The sequence below is a fragment of the Parageobacillus sp. KH3-4 genome, assembly GCF_022846435.1.
Classification (GTDB): Bacteria; Bacillota; Bacilli; order Bacillales; family Anoxybacillaceae; genus Parageobacillus; species Parageobacillus thermoglucosidasius_A.
In genome coordinates this window covers 1,693,524-1,710,526 of the sequence record NZ_AP025627.1, presented here as the reverse complement: position 1 = coordinate 1,710,526, position 17,003 = coordinate 1,693,524, and the positions used below count along the sequence as shown (strand labels likewise).

The window sequence follows — 17,003 nt, the reverse complement described above, 5'->3', positions numbered from 1 at the left end:
CGCTTCCCTCCCTATTTAGAAAATTGGTTGATGACGGTCATTAACTCCTGAATCGATTCATCGCCGCTGCCTTCGCGGATCGCTTTGGCGACGCAATGACGAACGTGCCGTTCCAGCAAATGCAATCCGACTTTATGCAGCGCCGCTTCAATTGCGGAAATTTGGATTAAAATATCAATGCAATACCGGTTATCCTCAACCATTTTTTGCACCCCGCGCACTTGCCCCTCGATGCGCTTTAAACGCTTGACAATGTTCGCGATTTCTTCTTCCGTGCGCGGTACCATTTTAGGATTAAGATGATGCTCTTCAGAGTGATTCATGTTTTTCACCTCATTCGATCATTCTATATACATTATACCGGTAATGGGTATAAATATCAATTGGAACGCCTTGCTTTTTTCTTAGCACAGTTGCTGTGCCGTTACGTTTGTCCTTGATAATCCGTGATATATTTTTGCGAGTGTGCGTTTAATGCATTAGGAAAAGTCTTGAAGGAGATTTGCTTATATTTCTATAGAAAAAGGAAGTTTTGCTGACAAAACAATTAATCATTGTTTTTCTTTCCTTAGAACTAGTTCTTGGTTTTTCTTTTGATTCTTTCAACTATCAACTATGCAGAAGCAGCAGCGAAGGTGAAAACGTATAAAAACTGTACAGCGTTAAACAAAGATTATCGAGGCGGCGTCCGCCCGCTCTGCTTAGGTAAAACCAAATACAAACCTTACGTTTCAAAAGCACTCTATGATGCTAATAAAAAGTTGGATCGAGACAAAGATTTCATCGCTTGTGAACGATAAACATTCGTTTCCTCGTGTATGATAAGGACCTTATACATAAAAAAGCCCTTCTCTCCGATGGGAAGGGCTCCTCTTCCGATGTTGTGACAAGCTGAAGCAGGTCAATTCCCCCCGTTTTTTCTTAAACCCTTAATTCTCCATTTTAGGCGAAGTGATTCTTAAATAGTAACCATCCGGGTCGATTAAGCGAAAATCGGTCATTCCCCATTCTTGCTGTTTTAGTTCTGATTCCACTTCTATTTGCATTTCACATATACGTTGATAATAACTTTGCACATCTGGAACCACTAATATTATTTCAACTCCCATTCCTTTTCGAGATGTTTTTATTTCGCTAAAATAGTGGTTACTCGAAATAACATCTTCTTTAGTTAAAAGCAAGTTAAGATTTTCTGTTTTAAACATGGCACTGCTTTCATTTTGAGAAGATAAATCCAAGCGAATGACATTCTTGTAAAAATCAACAGACCTTTGCAAATCTTTCACAAACAATTCCAGGCGGATATTTACCGTCATTTCCATTACCTCCAAACAAACATCCTTGTCATTTTAATGCCACCGATCGACTATTTCGAACAAGAACCCTGTCTATTCCTAGCCCCATAAATAAAAAAGCCCTGCCAAACGGCTCGGGAGTTCAAAGATGGCGCTGAACCGAGGGTGATATTTTCTTCTTTTCCTCAATATCGCCCCTTATCGCCGAGCTACTTTAGGGCTTCAATTTTTGTTAGGATATATTAAATTTCATTGTCGATTTTCATTTTTTTCAGTTCGATTATGTTTCCGATTAGTGCAATAAAACCTGTAACAGCAAATATGGCAGGAACCAATAATGAATAAGATGATCGAGCTTCAATCACTAAACGATACACTCCGAAAAGACAAAGAACAAGGCTACTGATTAGTCCAATAACTACTTTCGCCTTTTTATTGATGTTAAACACCTCCAAAAAATTAGAAGTAACAATATTACAAATATAATGATAACATTTCCGCTGCTACCCTACCAGTAAATTACAATAAAAGAACCAGCACCATTCTTTAACGGCGACACTTATGTCAATTTTTGGCACAGCAATGCACTAAAATAAGCTCTGCATTGCCCACACCACAGGTTCATGCCGTTTATTTTCACGGCAGGGTTCGAATTGCCGACAAGCTGGTCATTGATACATAAAAGCCTAACCACTTTGGAAGTCATATAAACTACTAACGGGGCGCTATCATGATTTCCAATTTGCTGGTTACAGAACATGCTTGAATCACGGCATCGCTCCTCTTTTATGTAACATGATGCCGCCAATTTCAAGAACATCTTTTAAACTATTGAGTGAGTATCAAGGTTTTCCTTTCGTAAAATGGTCGCATATCCTCCTACTTGTGTTTTAGTGATATTTCCTTCTTTAGAAATATATGAAGCAGCTTTGATAATACTTGGTCTTCCCATCGCATATCCCTGTCCGATCAGGTATTCATACCATCCCTCTTTTGGTTCTTGAAGCGTTGAATAATAAGTTAAATATGCTCCAAGCGCACATGCCGCTACACCTGTAGCTGGATCTTCGTTATAACCGGCTCTTTTCGGAAATTGGCGTGCTTCAACATCATATTTCGAAGACTGGGTTGACAGCGTAAAAGGATAAAAGCCGGTTGTCTTATATCTATCACAAAGCTCCCAAAGCAATTCAAAGTCAGGAGCTAAGTGATGAAGTATTTCGTGATTACGAAGAGGAATTATCAATTTGGGACGTGAAGTGGAAACGGATTGAATGGGTCCCACGGATAGATCTAGTTCTTCTTCACTTATTTTTAATGCTTGAGCAACTTCTGAAGGACTGGGATTTTCATTGCTAAAAGACGGAGGGAATTGTTCTACGATAACATTTAATCTTCCATCTTTTTCTTCGGCATTTACCGCTATTTCTCCCAGCGCAGTTTCAATGATTCCATTTAGCTGTTTTATTTCATGAGACTGACACCAGTAACTTACCGCCCCCACAGTGGCATGAACGCACATCTCCATTTCATGTTTTGGAACAAAGTATCTTAGTCTGAAAAGGGCATTTCGACTTTCAGGCTGTAGTATAAAGGCTGTTTCCACCCCATAATAAGCGGCAATGCTTTGCATTTGCTTCTTTGTTAATGAGTCACTGTTTAACACTAAGGGACATGGATTTCCCCCGTTAGAAGAAACGCCAAATACTTTGGTTTGTACTAGTGATATCATTTGATCACACCTTTTTTACTAAATGGGAATAATGACACAATTATTTGGTTTGATGACCAATATCTATAGAAGAATATGCCACAATAAGAAATAATCCAGTTAATACAAACCCCATCCCTCCAATCAAACCAAGCATTCTATTATTGACTACTTCTAAAATGATGCCAGCCCCGAACATAGATATTCCAATTAATGTATTTGAAATGGTGGTCAATAAGCCAAATACTAAGCCTTGATGGTCGCTAGGCGTCTCCTTCATAACAATGGAATCGAAGCATGTATTGCAAATGCCTGATACAAAAGAGATTGAAATATATATAATAAAAGCAATGAATGCTAAGTGAACTTGACTTAAGATAATGAGAAACAAACCTTCTAATATTAGAGCTGCCAGACCAATTAACAAAAGATGTTGGTGAACACGTTGAGCTATTATAAAACTTAGCATTAAACCAATTCCGAGGGCTCCATAAAAAAGACCGACTCCTATATCACCTAGATTAAATTCTTGAACGGCATAGATGCTAATGAGTACGTTATCAATCCCATTAAAAAGAGGGGCGATTAGCTCAAATAGAAATGCAATATAAAGGGCACTAGATGTAATCATTAATTTTTTAATGATTTTTAGCGAATGGAAGATGTTAGATTCACCATTTTTCTGTATATGGCGATTTTTATTTGTGAACGGAATAGGAAAAATGATTATAGCAGCCATTAAAAATGAAAGGCCATTCAACCAAAATGTCATATCTGGTCCAAAGAAAAAGGTAACGATACCTCCAGAAAATGAACCTGCTATTAAAACCACTCCAAGCATGACCTGTTCTAAGCTATTAATTTTTATGATGTTTTCTTTCTTGACGAGTAAAGAAATGAATGACTTTCGTGCAGGTGCATAGATAGCTTCCCCTGCAGCTAAAACAAATGTGCTCAGATAAACAATCCAAATATCAGACTTGTTATTGACAAATACAAAAGAGATAGCAAAAGCAATTCTTGATAAGTCAGTTATAATGAGTATTCTCTTTCTTGAAAATCGATCAGCTAAGAACCCTCCCAAAGGGCCGAATAATAAAAAAGGAACAACCCGAATGGCCAAAGCGATACCAACGGCAAATCCCGAACCAGTTAACTCTAACAGCAGTGCCAAAAGAGCAACTTGACTAAAACGGTCTCCAATACCATTAACGATTCCTGCTAAAAATAACCTTAAGTAATTTTTTTCTTGGCGAAATATATTTATTGCCTTAGTCACAAAATCACCTCATTTACTTTTTTACAAACATCTAATTAGATACATATCTAATTATATTGGCAAAAAAAAATTATTTTAAAGTCCAAAGTTCTGGGGGATTCATTTCATAATATTATTTTCCCGATACATAAAGTGGTTCATGACCAACTCTCTTCTTAATGTTGCATAATCTTCATGAAATTGTTTTAGATAATCATAATCTCACTTTCATCATAAGCAACTCCAATCTTTAACCCTTTCACGATATGTGCAAGTATAATTATTTTTTCTTTCGTTGGGCAGGGATTTGTTTTAATTTGCCATCAAAAGTAAAGAAATTCTTTATAACCTGATTATGTTCGAATTCATTTATTTTTAATTCTACACTTTTTTGATGTTCAGAAACTAAATTTAGTATTGCTGTAGCACTATCTTCGAGGTTTTTGATGTTTAATGAAAAATAAATGGTATTTTTTTACGTCTTTCATCGATTAACCTCACAAAGTTTGGCCATATGATGTGCAATAGTAGGTGGCTTTAAGCCAAGTTTACCTGCTATCGCTTGGCCATGTAAAGGGCCGTGCCGCAATAGTGCAATAATACGAATCTTTTGGGATCACCTAGAGTCTTATAAAAATTAACAAGCCTGCTTAACTGCCATACAATCCCTCCAAATACAACTATGATCTAATTAGATAATAGTTTAATTACACTGTTAAATGATAGGAATTTGCTTTAAAAGCTTAAAGCTTAGTTTATCAACAAAAATAGAGTGACAAAACTGTTAACAGTTTGCACTCCATTTTTTATGCCATTTCTCATTTTCAACCATTTCCTAAAGTCCTTTCCGAAGTGAAAATAGTCAGCAAACGTTTAAAACATTCCTCTGCCGCGATGACGTTAGACGTGTATTCTCACGTAATGCCGCCAAGCGAGAGCACAAAGTAATTCTCGCCTGTTTAGTGGCTTCATGCTTGCCGTCTGATATCAGTTGTATTTGACGATCGGCCATTTTTCCTTCCGCAATGCGTTTATCAGCTCCGGTCCTACATGCAAGTGGTCCTGTACCAGCTCTTTTGGAGTCAGCGCCATCCACTGGTTCAGCGACACATCGGCGTAACGGTCACTCTTGAATATTTCAAAAAACCATAGGCTTTGGTCACCGGTGTTTTGGATATAGTGACCGTAGGCGCGCGGTACATATCCTACGTCACCAGCCCGATAATTGAAAGTCCGGGCGGTGCCATTCGCCGCGAACACCGTCATGCGCGCCGTGCCCGTGAGATAATACTGCCACTCATCGCTATTTGGATGCCAGTGCATTTCCCTCATCCCGCCTGGCTTGACTTCTACCAGCGCCGCCGCAATTGTAGTCGAAACAGGGAAGTTGGTGGAATCAACTATGCGTACCGTCCCGCCCGGAGTTATGATCGGCTCCTGTGCGAGCAGCCGATGCGTGAAGCTCTTTGGCACAGTACCGTAAGGATCCGACACATGATGGCTTTTCAGCGGGCCGGGCACCTTTGCTTGGAAAATGTATCGTTGTTTTGTAGGAATGTGGGCAAAGGCGCTTTCCGGTACACCGAAATTCGCTGCTAGCACGTCTTTTGCTGTGTGCGCAAACCAGTCAGTAATAGTGAAGGTGTCGAACTCAGAGAAGCTGCCGTCGTCGAAGACGAGCAGAAATTCACAGCCTTCCTCCAGTCCTTGAATCGAGTGTGGAATTCCAGCGGGAAAGTACCACAAATCCCCCGCGCTGACATCGGCTATAAAGTTCCGCCCGTCCTGGTCGACTGCAGTGATGCGTGCACAGCCTAAAATCATATAGGCCCATTCCGCCTGCTTATGCCAATGCAACTCGCGCACGCCGCCCGGCGTCAGACGCATGTTTACCCCCGCAAGAGCGGTTGCGATCGGCAGCTCTCTAACCGTTACTTCCCGCGACCAACCACCATGCTTTAACTGCATATGGGTGTCAGAAAAAGAGAACTTTAAATTGGGGATCGTTCCGGCGTCGGTGGCCGGCGGAACTAGCATGTCAGGGTTCTCAAGATCCCTCATAACGTCTCGGGGACCGAAATCGGTTGCGCCGGCACCATCATCCCTTATCGGCTGCGGCACATTTTCGTACGAAGCCGGATTCCTTGGGCGTTTTTTCATAAGATATGCTCCCTTCACTAGTATTGTTGAATAGAGAATTCTATATTGTCATATAACAGTATTTATGATGCAGATCCTGAAAATATATCAATTCCTGTAAAAACGCCCTAGCCCTTTGAATGAAAGCTGGGAGACCAGCGGAAAAAGCAGATAATGGTGAGGATTGGTACAGCGGATAGAAATTTGTGGATTGCTAAAATGCTTATCCCGTTATTCGTAGAACGACGACTCCCATGGTTGAACAAGATATACTTTTTTATGCAGCTTAAAACTCGACACAGGATTAGCACGATTAAAAAGCGGAAACTTTACTTCACCTTCTTACTTTTATGGACAAAAAGAGCCTACTCCACGCGAGTAGGATATATGTAATTGAATCCAACATGCTGTTTTTCATCGTACTGGATACGAAGCTTATGTCCATTCCCATGTTAGAAAACAATTCATTGGAATACGCTGTTGGAACAAGCTTTTAAACATAACCATTCTCCCCCTGTTTATTTGATTGTAATGCACACAGAAATTAATTTCCCCTTTCAGTTTGCAGTTAACTTAACACTGTTAAATTTAACAGTGTTAAATTAATTTGTCAAATGTTTTGTGGTACAATGTCAAGTAGAATAATTGATAATTTAGTTGAACTCTTCGATTGCTGAACTAAAAAGCAATCTTAAAGATGAAACTGTCGAGGAGAGAATACAATGGCATTAAGAAAGGAACAAATTATAGAAGAAGCTCTGCAATTGCTCAATGAAAGTGGTCTTGAGGGCGTAACACTGCGAAAACTGGCTAAAAGGCTGGGAGTTCAAGCTCCGGCTTTATATTGGCATTTTAACAATAAAGCCGCTTTGGTTAACGAAATGGCCGAAGCGATTTTGCAGACGGAATTTGCGGACTTACAGCCGCGGGGTGATGGTGAGCCTTGGCAAGATTGGCTGATCCACACTCTTAACCGTTTGCGTAAAGCCATGCTCTCATATACCGATGGTGGTCGCGTTGTCGCTGGTGCCCATTTATCATTGACGATGGCTAAAATATCCGAAGTGGCTATCCAATCGCTTCATAGTGCCGGCATCAGCCTTCGGGAAGCCCGCTTAATCGTTCTGGCAGCGACCCGTTATACTTTCGGGCATGTGATCGAGGAGCAAACATCTCCTCCTTCTCCAGAAGAAATTAAAGGCTTTGATTTCGAACAGTTTAAAAGGGAACATCCCTTAATGGTTCAAAGTATAGAAGAATATTTTGCTTCAGGTCGAACCGTTGACGATCTCTTTAATGATGGTTTGAAGATTATAGTTGGTGTTTAGAACTATTTAAAACAAAAAAATCCCTGCCTAATGACAGGGATTTTTTTGTTTTAATTGGCTTAAAGACGGCCAGGGCATACCAACGGCTATTACTGGACGATATTTTTTAATTCCTTCTGCAGTTGCTCAAATAAACTTTCCCTTTTTCATCGTTTTATTGGCTTTCGCTTTTCTGAACTTATTCACGCAAAAAGGCGCTGACGTGCAACGCTTAAAATTTTCCTTTTCTTTTTCTAGCCAAACGTGTATCCATTTGAAAATCCGCTTGCTGCTAAAATGGAGCAGGATCAGAGAAATAGCAAAGAAGTCAAAAGGATTAAAGCATTCCCCATTTCCGTTCGTATTCCACTCTTAATATATAATCATCCTTGTTGAAACCGTGGCTGGACAAAATATTGAGCGCTTCGTTAAAATCATACGTATCCGTTTCCATTATAATTTTGTCCTTTTTGCCGTAAACAATCCAATGATCGTGTGCTTTCTGCAGAAGGTCCATCATGCAGGCAATCCTCTCCAAACGAGCCGATAAAAAAGCATTGAGTTCCCTGACGGAGCGGGAATTCATTTGGCGAATATGGCGCAACTTGTTAAAAGGCATTGCATGACGAGGAAAAATCTCAAAAATAAAACAAATTTTTTGCTTGCAAGTCCATTGATTCTTCTTCATCGTTTCCTCCGTCACATTCATGTTTACCTTAAGGAAAAGAAGGGCCTATGCCGAGGCGCATTCCATAGGCCCTTTCTTTCATAAGTATTACAGATTTGCCCAGTAAGAGCCCAAGACAAGGATGGACAGAATGTATCCCAAAACCACGTTCACCGCAACCCCTGAACTGAATGCGACAAAAGGTTTCCAACCAACCGATGTCAATTGTTTGAAGCGGGTTGTCAATCCGATCGATAAGAAGCAAAAAGTAAAAGCCCATGTCCGCAATTCTTTGATCGGTGCAACAATATCCGCATTAATCACATCAGCGTCAGCTGTTGAAACGCTGGCAAAAATGATGGTCACAATGGCTGAAGCGGCAAAAAAGCCAAGCACAAACTTTGGAAACCGGCGCCATATTTCAGATGCATCTGCTTTTGTTCCTTCTTCCTGCTTTTCCCACCGAGTGATAGAAATGAATGCAAGAATAAAGCACCAAACACCAATAAATATGTCGCGGCCAATCACCTTCATGAGCGTAAACGCCGTGAGCGCTTTATCGCCAAATGCACTGGCTGCCGTGATCCCTGCGGCATCGGCAAATTCCGATGTGCCGATCCACGCCCCTGCCGGTCCCGCTGGTATTTTGAGCCATTTTATCATGAGTGAGAGAGCAAAAATCATGACAATCGCCCAAATCACAACAAGTGATATCGAAACGGAAACGTGCTCTTTCTTTGCTTTTATGGAGCTACCTACAGCTATCGAAGCAGAGACACCGCATATAGAACCGCCTGCCCCCAACGTAGCTGCAAATCGTTTATCCAAACCTAGCTTGGATCCGACGAAGTAAATGGTGAAAAAAGTAACTACAGCAATGATCGTCGCCTGTAGAATGGCAACAGGCCCAGCTTTGACAATGAGCGCAAAAGGAAGTGTCGCACCAAGAAGCACAATACCTACTTTCACGTAAAGCTCTGTTCGCAATGCTGCTTCAAACCAGTCAGGAATCGGAATAATATTGCTAATAACAAGCCCTATAGCAAGGGCAATGAGCGGTGCTTCCAAATTATATCGTTGCGCCCATTCCCATGAGCTAAAAATATTGATCAATACACTAAGTATAAATAAAACGATAAATCCAGAAACAAATTGACTAAGTTTAACACGCAAAAAGAATACGGCAATAGAAAACAAAATGAAGAAAGTGATAAATAAGAGAACAATGGATCCAAAATGATGGCTTAATGCAGCCGTTAAAGTATGAATGCCCCCCCATTTGGGGATTTGTGCAGTAAGCACTTTAATCGAATTCCCCGCCGACCAAAGGACTACGGCCAAAATGACAAGAAAGAGGCCAATCCATACCGCCCACCAATCTTCTTTTCGAATGAATTCCGCCCATCCGCTTTGGATAGTCGGCAATGCTCTTTCATCAGATAAGTTCGTTTTATGCATCCATTAACACCCCCTTATCAATTTGGAAAAGATTTAATTCGATGCAGTTTCATTGCACGTTACACTAAAGCAAACTTTATTATACCTATTCGTTTACTAGGATTAAATGTGATAGAAAATGCTTCGCCATCGTCTCACTCCCCCCGTTTTCTTTGCTCGATAATAAATCTTCATTTCTAGAACTTTGAAACAAATGTGTGCTTTTTTGAAGTGAAGTATAACACGATCGTACACTAAAATCAACATAAAATTCAGAATAGATAAAAGATATATGGCATTGAAATTTTGTCAACCTTACAGGATTCCTCTTTTTTCACTTTCTATTGAGCATATTGACATAAATAAACATTACAATCGTCCCCAACACGATAATTATTGCAAATATATACCCTGTGAATGAACCAATATACTCAAGAGTAAATGGAAGAATAAAGGTAAGTATGCCAATGAATATAGAAAACATGCCCATTGCTTTTGCTAATTTTTCTTTGTCTCCTACAAAAGTTTCCTCATCATAACCTGCTATAAGGAATAATTTCTTTTTTGCCCAAATTAAATACCCCAGTAAAATCATCAATAAACTAACAATACTACAAATAACCACCCCAAGATACATTGTATCCCCCCAAAAAGAAACTTACATTATCTTATCAACTGATAAATCTATAACAAGATGTAACAAATTTTTCTAAAAATATCAATAAGTGAATAACATATATCCTTTAAAACAAAAGTACCATCTCGATCAGAATGATGCTTGACAAAATTTGTCTGAAAAATCTCCCCTGCTTCAACATATTCTGTCTGCGATACTAACCTAATCAAAAGCAATCTGCCGTTTTTTATCATTTTTAAAAGTTCTGTTAAAGGATGTTATTGATGTTCATGTTAAACTATCGGACTGTCTCGTTGCCTTTTGTCATTGAAACACGTCTTATTTGTTAGGGAGGAATCGATAGATGAGAAGGATATTATTATTCATGATGATGTTTTTATGGCAGGGTGTAAATTAGGGGAATTGGAGTCACCAAAACCAATTTTAACTGTAGATGGCAAAGAGATGGATTATAAAATCGCAACATATTCTTGGGCAGAAAATGGTCATGCCATTGATGCAAATGCTGTTGCCCCTCCTTATCTTGTAGAAAACATGGATTTCAATGTAGTTCCGGCCGATGCAAAGCTGCTGATTCGTTTTAGATACCAGCCGGCAGATATGGAAGCAGGAATATGGAAAAATGATCGTGTACACTTTGAAAGGGTAATGAATAACACAGTAATACTTCCGAAAGGATCAGGATCTTTTATTTACGTTATTCATGCTAGTTGGGAAGAAGGAAATGCGATTTATGCAATTCCGATAAAAGTGAAATAATAACCCTTTTCTATTCACGTAAAACATAGGAAAAGAGAGAATACAGATTCGGACCAATGATAAATATTACCGCGAAAACCTTTTCCGCGAGAAAACGGCAAGAAAGGCCCTATCTCGCATCGTTAGCGAATACCGCCGGCACACTGGAATATGAGTAAAAGCTTGTTCGATGACGACACACCACCTACTCCGCCTGAATAAAAAGAAATTGGGACAGATTAGAGACCATTTACATGAAAATTCATGGCTAATGTGGGCACCAAACAGGGACATCCGGCGAAAAGCCAAAAAGCCGCATCCCTTGATACGTAAGGGATTACGGCTATGTGTTTGGTTATGCCGGAGCGTGATTAACGAAGATTGAACCCTTTTCCTTCTACGAATTCTTTCATATACATGCGCACAGGGTTGCTGAGCATGTTGGCCATCTGCCCGGTCCATGTATCGCGGCGTTTGCCGTTTGTCCGCTTTTCGTAATACGCGGAAACGGTATCATTATATTGTTTCAGCTGTGCTTCGAATTTAGTGCGGTCTTGCTCATATGTTTCTTCATGGTATACGTGTTCAAACGGCAGGCGCGGTTTTTTGTCAGGCTGCTGCGTCGGGTAACCGACGGCAAGCCCGAAAAGCGGAATGACCCGTTTCGGCACTTTCAACAGTTTGCACACTTCCGGCAAGTTGTTGCGCAATCCGCCGATATAGCAAATGCCAAGCCCCATCGATTCGGCGGCGATAGCTGCGTTTTGCGCCGCCAATGCCGCATCGATGAGCGCGACCATAAATTTTTCCGTACTTTCAAGCGATGGCAGCACATCTTGCTGTTCCATTTCACCGACCACTTCATGACGGTGAAGATCGGCACAAAACACGAAGAAATGTCCATTATGTTCGACATAAGGCTGATTTCCCGCTAGTTCCGCAAGCTTTCGTTTCGTCTCTTTATCCTTCACGCCAATGATCGAATATGCTTGCACAAAGCTTGATGTCGACGCCGCTTGCGCACATTCGACGATCGTGCGAATTTGCTCGTCCGTTAACGGACGGTCTTCAAATTTACGAATGGAGCGGTGCTGCAAAATCGTTTCAATGACTGGATTCATAATAAATGCCCCCTATTGTAAATTAATCGCTTTGCTTTTTATAATACCAAAAAAAAGAAAGAGCCAAAAAATAATTGACTCTTTCCAAGTTGTTTATTTATCATCGCCATCATCAACCATGTGTTCTTCACCATTTTCCACGTAATGTTTGAGCATCGCCATTTTGTTATCCCAAAAGCGTTCGTAAAAGGACAACCATTCCTTTAATTCCAACAGCGGAGCTGGTTCTAGGCGGTATCGCGTTTCCCGCCCGACTTTTCTTTCCTTCACAAGTCCGGCATCCGCCAAAATCCGCAAATGTTTGGACACAGCCGTTCGGCTGATTGGAAAATGGCCGCTGATGGCGGTAACGGGCATTTCCTTATCAGCCAACAATCGCAGCAGCTTGCGTCGGGTAGGATCAGCGATGGCCTGGAAGACGTCATGCTTGTGCGATAAGGCAGCCATACTACGCCTCGACACACGCGCCTAAGGATTTGCAAAGCTTGGCCCATCCCTGATCCATCCGATTGCGCACGATCGTGTGAGACTCGCCAAATTCCGTCACCTTATTCACATCCCAGCCGGAGTGGATAAGCGTAAACTCTGTTTGCCCCTTATTCAGCTCTTTCAGCTCAAAAGTAACGGTCCAATCTTTCCCCCAGCGAAAAGACAAGCGGTGAGGTGGATCGACTTCGATTACTTTACACGGAGACATTCCAAAAGGTCCGGCATTTAAATGAAACTCATGACCGACCATCGGCTGAAGATCATTGGGCATAAACCAAGCTGCGAGCCCCTCTGAAGTGGAAACCGCCTCCCAAACTTTTTGAATCGGCGCTTGAAAAACCATCGTGTGACGAATATCTGGCAACATGCTGTTCGTTGTATTTTTTGTCGCCATTGTTTCAACCTCCACATTTTAGTTATGAAACTTTTTGGTTTCGTTTTTGATTATACGAAACCATTTGGTTTCATGTCAACAATGAAATTACAAGCACACTACTTATCCCCGTTCAACCAATTTCTTAACGTTTCGTAACAACAAATGGACAATAAAAAAGAGGCGGACAACGAAATGATTGCCACCTCTCCAAAAACGCCGAAAAGGCCGCTTGCCAATCACGGAGTACTGCTTTCTCTTATTTGTCAGTAACCTTTTTATAAACGGCATAAGAATACACCATCGGCACAATGGCGATGCAGGCGATCGAAGCAATGAGAAACACAGCGCGAATGGAGGATGGAGCAAAGGCAGACACAATGATGATGATTCCGCCAATGAAAAATACTTTGCCGCCAAACCGGTGCGTGCGCGCCCACACCGTTTCATCCGCCAGCGTCCACGGCGTGCGGATGCCCATGAAATAATTCGCTTTAACTTTTGGCATATAATTTCCGAGAATGATAAAAAGCAGGCCTAACCCTATATTCACAATCCAATCCATATTGACATCGTAGCCAAGACCGCTAAAAATAACGGCGATGTGAATACAAACGAAAAACGTCAACGATGCGTTCACAAAAATACGATACGCACTGGCAAATTTTTTATAATTTTCTTTACGCGGATCAATTTTCGCCACTCCAATCAATATCCCATAAATCCATGTCAAGAGAATCGGGCCAAATAAAACGGCGAAAAGCTTTGATGAATAGCCATCCACTTCCCCCGAAAAGTTCCAATGAACCGGAACTTCCTCCGGCAGCCGCGGATATGCCCATAAGGAAAATCCCGCACTAAAGATGATCAACAAGAGAAAATACCAATGCCTTTTCATTCCTTTTTCTCCTTTCCTTCCTGCAAAGATAAAAGCCACGCTAACACATCTTGCAACACCGTCGTGTTGATAGAATAGTAGATGTACTGCCCTTCTTTTTCGGCGTGCACTAAATCCGCCTGCTTTAACAAATTAAGATGATGGGAAATGCTCGGTTTGGAGATACGGAAATGATCAGCGATTTCCCCTGCTGTTAAGTCCTTGTGCTTTAACAGGTTGAGGATGTCTCTTCTCGTTGGATCAGCCAGCGCTTTATAAACAAGGTTCATTTTCATACTACTTTCACCATCATTATTTTGTTATTTAGAAAATTATCTAATTATTTAATTTCAGGATAGAAAATATTTTGATTTTCGTCAATAATCCACCAAAATAAAAAAACGTTTGGCAATATCGATAATAGAAAAAAGCGTCCCATTTCGGAACGCTTTTTATCACCGTTATTCGGCAAATTTTCCTTCTTGGTAATCGCGGATCGCCTGGCGGATTTCCTCTTGCGTGTTCATCACAAACGGTCCGTAAGCGACAACCGGCTCGTTGACTGGCTCGCCGGCATAAAGGAGGACGCGCAGCTTTTCTTTGGCGGTGACAGTAATTTCACTTTCCGGTTCGTTTTCGGCACGGCTTAAAAACAATACTTGCCCTGCTTTTCCTTCCGTATTATCAGCGCCAAATGTCCCGCTTCCTTCTAAAATGTACAAAAAGCCGTTGTAACTTCCCGGCAAATCTTGCACAACACTTGCTCCCGGCTCCAATATCATTTCGACCATCGTTACAGGTACATGGTTGAGCGTCGGTGCTTTTACCCCTCGCGACGACCCGGAAAACACGCGGATCAGCGCCCCGTCTTCTTTGCGGACCGGCATGTCTTCTGCCTTTAAATTTTGATAACGCGGCTCAATCATTTTTTTCGCGCTCGGCAAATTGATCCACAGCTGCAAGCTATGCACCGTCGAGTCGCGGGCCGGATCTTCTTTATGAATAACACCTCTGCCCGCAGTCATCCATTGCACGTCTCCCGGTCCTAACATTCCATAACCGGCTTTGCTATCAAAATGTTCCAGCTGTCCGTCTATGACATACGTAACCGTCTCAATTCCGCGATGCGGATGAAAGTCAAACGTTCCTCTTTCAAAAATATCCTCCATTAACAATAGAAACGGATCGTATTCTTGCCAATTTCCTGGCTCTAACACTTGTCCACTGCGATGAATCGGGCTGTTTGTCTCAATTTGCACCGTTTTCACGCGGCGGATGCGACGCTGTACCGGCATCTTATTTCTCCTCCTTACCGTTTGTTCGCAAACAAATTTCATTTGTATCGTACTCCAACGGAACTGATAAATGCAAACGATTTATTTTTTGTCTCCTCTAACATGATCTTTCTCTTAGTATATCAAACGGATAGAAAATTGGCTTTTTTCATTTGTTGTGTCGTTCGTCGCTTCTTTATCATGCCTTTCACATTTTCGAACGCAATCAATCGGAATGTCTTTCGATAGTGAAACATCTCCTGCAAAAGCGAAAGACTGGCGCGCAGGCAAGCCCTCCTTTTCTGCCCTCTTTATGTTTTTTACTGCATCTTTCTCGATCATTTGCTTCTTTTTCTTCCGATATGAATTTTTAAAAAGTATTTTGCTTTACAAAAGTAAGTTAGTTACATTATTATATTAACGTTCAAACACTATGCCACATGTGATGCCGATTTACATAGTGTTTGACAAACGCATTAATTCATCGCAATGAAAGGAGAAAAAAACATGGCAAAATTATTGTACATTACGGCAAATCCAAAGCGGGAAGAAGAGTCTTACAGCTTATCTATCGGTAGAGCGTTTCTGAACGCTTATAAACAACAAAACCCGCAAGACGAGATTGTCGAATTAGACCTTTACCGCACCGATATCCCTTATATCGATGCCGACGTATTGAATGGCTGGGGCAAACTGCAGCAAGGGCAATCATTTGAGCAATTAAGCGCGGACGAAAAACAAAAGATAAGCCGCATTAACGAACTCACCGATCAGTTTGTCAGCGCGGATAAATACGTGTTTGTCACACCGATGTGGAATTTTAGTTTCCCGCCGAAAATGAAAGCTTATATTGATACGATTTGCATTGCGGGAAAAACGTTCCGTTACACGGAAAATGGTTCGGTAGGGCTATTAACAGGAAGAAAAGCGGTGCACATTCAAGCGCGCGGCGGAATTTATTCAGAAGGGCCAACGAAAGAAATGGAATTTGGGGACCGTTATTTACGGGCAGTGCTCGGCTTCATCGGCATTACCGACGTACAATCCGTGATCGCCGAGGGAATGGCGCAATTCCCGAATGAGGCCGAATCCATTAAGGAAAACGCGATCAAACGCGCAGAACAAGTAGCGAAAAACTTTTAACGCGATCCATTTTGGCCTGTTCCTTTAATTAGGGACAGGCCATTTTTGCTTAAGTCTAGAAACTGCGTAAAAGTAAAACAGCAAAACGTTGTTGTTTTCCGGTGATCCAAGTTCATTGTGCCGAGAAAGATTTTCACAATAATTGGAGCGTGATTCATTTTTCCATAAAAAAATAGAAAAGCTTGCCGCTTTGCATCGGCAAGCTGTACGCTTCCACCTATTTTCCATATGTAATGGCGGAGGAGGAGGGATTCGAACCCCCGCGGGCTGTGACACCCCTATCGGTTTTCGAAACCGACCCCTTCAGCCGGACTTGGGTACTCCTCCAGTTCAATGATGGAGCCTATCGGATTCGAACCGACGACCTCCTGCGTGCGGGGCAGGCGCTCTCCCAGCTGAGCTAAGGCCCCATCATGAATGATCGGGAAGACAGGATTTGAACCTGCGACCTCATGGACCCGAACCATGTGCTCTACCAAGCTGAGCTACTTCCCGACATCTTTGCCGCAACCGATAGTTTCTATCGCTTGCGGCAAT

17 protein-coding genes, 3 tRNA genes and 2 pseudogenes are annotated in these 17,003 nt (G+C 41.5%); 4 read left to right on the top strand and 18 right to left on the bottom strand.

Annotated features, from left to right (window positions below):
- Window positions 1-11 precede the first annotated feature (11 nt).
- Window positions 12-323: a metal-sensing transcriptional repressor gene (locus MWM02_RS08920; RefSeq protein ID WP_275973752.1), complete on the bottom strand. Its 312-nt coding sequence runs from the start codon at window positions 321-323 to the stop codon at window positions 12-14.
- 212 nt (window positions 324-535) lie between these two features.
- Between MWM02_RS08920 and MWM02_RS08915 the strand changes: the two are divergent.
- Window positions 536-800, top strand: a pseudogene (locus MWM02_RS08915) (excalibur calcium-binding domain-containing protein).
- A gap of 129 nt (window positions 801-929) precedes the next feature.
- On the opposite strand, the gene MWM02_RS08910 reads toward MWM02_RS08915, so the two are convergent.
- The 5 genes and pseudogenes from MWM02_RS08910 to MWM02_RS08890 form a co-directional block, all read right to left on the bottom strand.
- Window positions 930-1,316, bottom strand: coding sequence for a VOC family protein (locus MWM02_RS08910; protein ID WP_013400752.1), 387 nt, complete (start codon window positions 1,314-1,316; stop codon window positions 930-932).
- A gap of 802 nt (window positions 1,317-2,118) precedes the next feature.
- Entirely contained in the window at window positions 2,119-3,027 is a 909-nt protein-coding gene (locus MWM02_RS08905; protein WP_244403487.1) for a PhzF family phenazine biosynthesis protein, read from the bottom strand.
- Window positions 3,028-3,067: 40 nt separating this feature from the next.
- On the bottom strand, window positions 3,068-4,285 hold the full coding sequence (locus MWM02_RS08900; RefSeq protein ID WP_081260302.1) for an MFS transporter: 1,218 nt from the start codon (window positions 4,283-4,285) through the stop codon (window positions 3,068-3,070).
- A 70-nt stretch (window positions 4,286-4,355) separates the two neighbouring features.
- A pseudogene (locus tag MWM02_RS08895) lies at window positions 4,356-4,930 on the bottom strand (DUF2087 domain-containing protein).
- A gap of 321 nt (window positions 4,931-5,251) precedes the next feature.
- Window positions 5,252-6,424, bottom strand: coding sequence for an oxalate decarboxylase family bicupin (locus MWM02_RS08890; RefSeq protein WP_244403486.1), 1,173 nt, complete (start codon window positions 6,422-6,424; stop codon window positions 5,252-5,254).
- A gap of 701 nt (window positions 6,425-7,125) precedes the next feature.
- Here MWM02_RS08890 and MWM02_RS08885 point away from each other — a divergent pair.
- A complete protein-coding gene (locus MWM02_RS08885; protein ID WP_244403485.1) occupies window positions 7,126-7,731 on the top strand; it encodes a TetR family transcriptional regulator in 606 nt (201 codons plus the stop codon).
- 316 nt (window positions 7,732-8,047) lie between these two features.
- Here the strand turns inward: MWM02_RS08885 and MWM02_RS08880 are convergent, their stop codons facing one another.
- From MWM02_RS08880 to MWM02_RS08870, 3 genes are all read right to left on the bottom strand, one after another.
- Window positions 8,048-8,398, bottom strand: coding sequence for a hypothetical protein (locus MWM02_RS08880; protein WP_064551839.1), 351 nt, complete (start codon window positions 8,396-8,398; stop codon window positions 8,048-8,050).
- A gap of 87 nt (window positions 8,399-8,485) precedes the next feature.
- The gene (locus MWM02_RS08875; RefSeq protein WP_244403484.1) at window positions 8,486-9,835 is read right to left on the bottom strand and encodes a YeiH family protein; all 1,350 of its coding nucleotides are present in this window, start codon (window positions 9,833-9,835) and stop codon (window positions 8,486-8,488) included.
- A gap of 313 nt (window positions 9,836-10,148) precedes the next feature.
- Complete coding sequence (locus tag MWM02_RS08870; RefSeq protein WP_244403483.1) at window positions 10,149-10,451, bottom strand: DUF3784 domain-containing protein; 303 nt, start codon at window positions 10,449-10,451, stop codon at window positions 10,149-10,151.
- A gap of 306 nt (window positions 10,452-10,757) precedes the next feature.
- Here MWM02_RS08870 and MWM02_RS08865 point away from each other — a divergent pair, with 306 nt between their 5' ends.
- Complete coding sequence (locus MWM02_RS08865; protein WP_244403482.1) at window positions 10,758-11,210, top strand: hypothetical protein; 453 nt, start codon at window positions 10,758-10,760, stop codon at window positions 11,208-11,210.
- Between the two features lie 350 nt (window positions 11,211-11,560).
- Here the strand turns inward: MWM02_RS08865 and nfsA are convergent, their stop codons facing one another.
- The 6 genes from nfsA to MWM02_RS08835 all read right to left on the bottom strand — a co-directional run bounded on the left by nfsA (window position 11,561) and on the right by MWM02_RS08835 (window position 15,344).
- A complete protein-coding gene (gene nfsA, locus MWM02_RS08860) occupies window positions 11,561-12,310 on the bottom strand; it encodes an oxygen-insensitive NADPH nitroreductase (protein WP_244403481.1) in 750 nt (249 codons plus the stop codon).
- Window positions 12,311-12,403: 93 nt separating this feature from the next.
- A complete protein-coding gene (locus MWM02_RS08855; RefSeq protein ID WP_064551834.1) occupies window positions 12,404-12,757 on the bottom strand; it encodes an ArsR/SmtB family transcription factor in 354 nt (117 codons plus the stop codon).
- 1 nt (window position 12,758) lies between these two features.
- Window positions 12,759-13,193 (bottom strand): SRPBCC family protein, encoded by a 435-nt coding sequence (locus MWM02_RS08850; protein WP_244403480.1) that lies wholly within the window; start codon window positions 13,191-13,193, stop codon window positions 12,759-12,761.
- Between the two features lie 238 nt (window positions 13,194-13,431).
- Window positions 13,432-14,070: an SdpI family protein gene (locus tag MWM02_RS08845; RefSeq protein ID WP_244403479.1), complete on the bottom strand. Its 639-nt coding sequence runs from the start codon at window positions 14,068-14,070 to the stop codon at window positions 13,432-13,434.
- Window positions 14,067-14,339, bottom strand: coding sequence for an autorepressor SdpR family transcription factor (locus MWM02_RS08840; RefSeq protein ID WP_198401583.1), 273 nt, complete (start codon window positions 14,337-14,339; stop codon window positions 14,067-14,069). The genes MWM02_RS08845 and MWM02_RS08840 overlap by 4 nt, the downstream gene beginning before the upstream one ends.
- Before the next feature lie 171 nt (window positions 14,340-14,510).
- A complete protein-coding gene (locus tag MWM02_RS08835; RefSeq protein ID WP_064551830.1) occupies window positions 14,511-15,344 on the bottom strand; it encodes a pirin family protein in 834 nt (277 codons plus the stop codon).
- 486 nt (window positions 15,345-15,830) lie between these two features.
- Between MWM02_RS08835 and MWM02_RS08830 the strand changes: the two genes are divergently transcribed.
- Window positions 15,831-16,466: an FMN-dependent NADH-azoreductase gene (locus MWM02_RS08830; RefSeq protein ID WP_064551829.1), complete on the top strand. Its 636-nt coding sequence runs from the start codon at window positions 15,831-15,833 to the stop codon at window positions 16,464-16,466.
- 234 nt (window positions 16,467-16,700) lie between these two features.
- On the opposite strand, the gene MWM02_RS08825 is transcribed toward MWM02_RS08830, so the two are convergent.
- The 3 genes from MWM02_RS08825 to MWM02_RS08815 all read right to left on the bottom strand — a co-directional run bounded on the left by MWM02_RS08825 (window position 16,701) and on the right by MWM02_RS08815 (window position 16,961).
- A tRNA-Ser gene (locus MWM02_RS08825) sits at window positions 16,701-16,793 on the bottom strand.
- Between the two features lie 10 nt (window positions 16,794-16,803).
- A tRNA-Ala gene (locus tag MWM02_RS08820) sits at window positions 16,804-16,876 on the bottom strand.
- Between the two features lie 11 nt (window positions 16,877-16,887).
- Window positions 16,888-16,961, bottom strand: a tRNA-Pro gene (locus MWM02_RS08815).
- Window positions 16,962-17,003 lie beyond the last annotated feature (42 nt).

What these genes read in the sequence shown, in the direction of transcription:
- MWM02_RS08920 (WP_275973752.1), bottom strand. Translation starts at nt 323, where the DNA reads ATGAATCACTCTGAAGAGCATCATCTTAATCCTAAAATGGTACCGCGC.
- MWM02_RS08910 (WP_013400752.1), bottom strand. Translation starts at nt 1,316, where the DNA reads ATGACGGTAAATATCCGCCTGGAATTGTTTGTGAAAGATTTGCAAAGG.
- MWM02_RS08905 (WP_244403487.1), bottom strand. Translation starts at nt 3,027, where the DNA reads ATGATATCACTAGTACAAACCAAAGTATTTGGCGTTTCTTCTAACGGG.
- MWM02_RS08890 (WP_244403486.1), bottom strand. Translation starts at nt 6,424, where the DNA reads ATGAAAAAACGCCCAAGGAATCCGGCTTCGTACGAAAATGTGCCGCAG.
- MWM02_RS08885 (WP_244403485.1), top strand. Translation starts at nt 7,126, where the DNA reads ATGGCATTAAGAAAGGAACAAATTATAGAAGAAGCTCTGCAATTGCTC.
- MWM02_RS08880 (WP_064551839.1), bottom strand. Translation starts at nt 8,398, where the DNA reads ATGAAGAAGAATCAATGGACTTGCAAGCAAAAAATTTGTTTTATTTTT.
- MWM02_RS08875 (WP_244403484.1), bottom strand. Translation starts at nt 9,835, where the DNA reads ATGCATAAAACGAACTTATCTGATGAAAGAGCATTGCCGACTATCCAA.
- MWM02_RS08870 (WP_244403483.1), bottom strand. Translation starts at nt 10,451, where the DNA reads ATGTATCTTGGGGTGGTTATTTGTAGTATTGTTAGTTTATTGATGATT.
- nfsA (WP_244403481.1), bottom strand. Translation starts at nt 12,310, where the DNA reads ATGAATCCAGTCATTGAAACGATTTTGCAGCACCGCTCCATTCGTAAA.
- MWM02_RS08855 (WP_064551834.1), bottom strand. Translation starts at nt 12,757, where the DNA reads ATGGCTGCCTTATCGCACAAGCATGACGTCTTCCAGGCCATCGCTGAT.
- MWM02_RS08850 (WP_244403480.1), bottom strand. Translation starts at nt 13,193, where the DNA reads ATGGCGACAAAAAATACAACGAACAGCATGTTGCCAGATATTCGTCAC.
- MWM02_RS08845 (WP_244403479.1), bottom strand. Translation starts at nt 14,070, where the DNA reads ATGAAAAGGCATTGGTATTTTCTCTTGTTGATCATCTTTAGTGCGGGA.
- MWM02_RS08840 (WP_198401583.1), bottom strand. Translation starts at nt 14,339, where the DNA reads ATGAACCTTGTTTATAAAGCGCTGGCTGATCCAACGAGAAGAGACATC.
- MWM02_RS08835 (WP_064551830.1), bottom strand. Translation starts at nt 15,344, where the DNA reads ATGCCGGTACAGCGTCGCATCCGCCGCGTGAAAACGGTGCAAATTGAG.
- MWM02_RS08830 (WP_064551829.1), top strand. Translation starts at nt 15,831, where the DNA reads ATGGCAAAATTATTGTACATTACGGCAAATCCAAAGCGGGAAGAAGAG.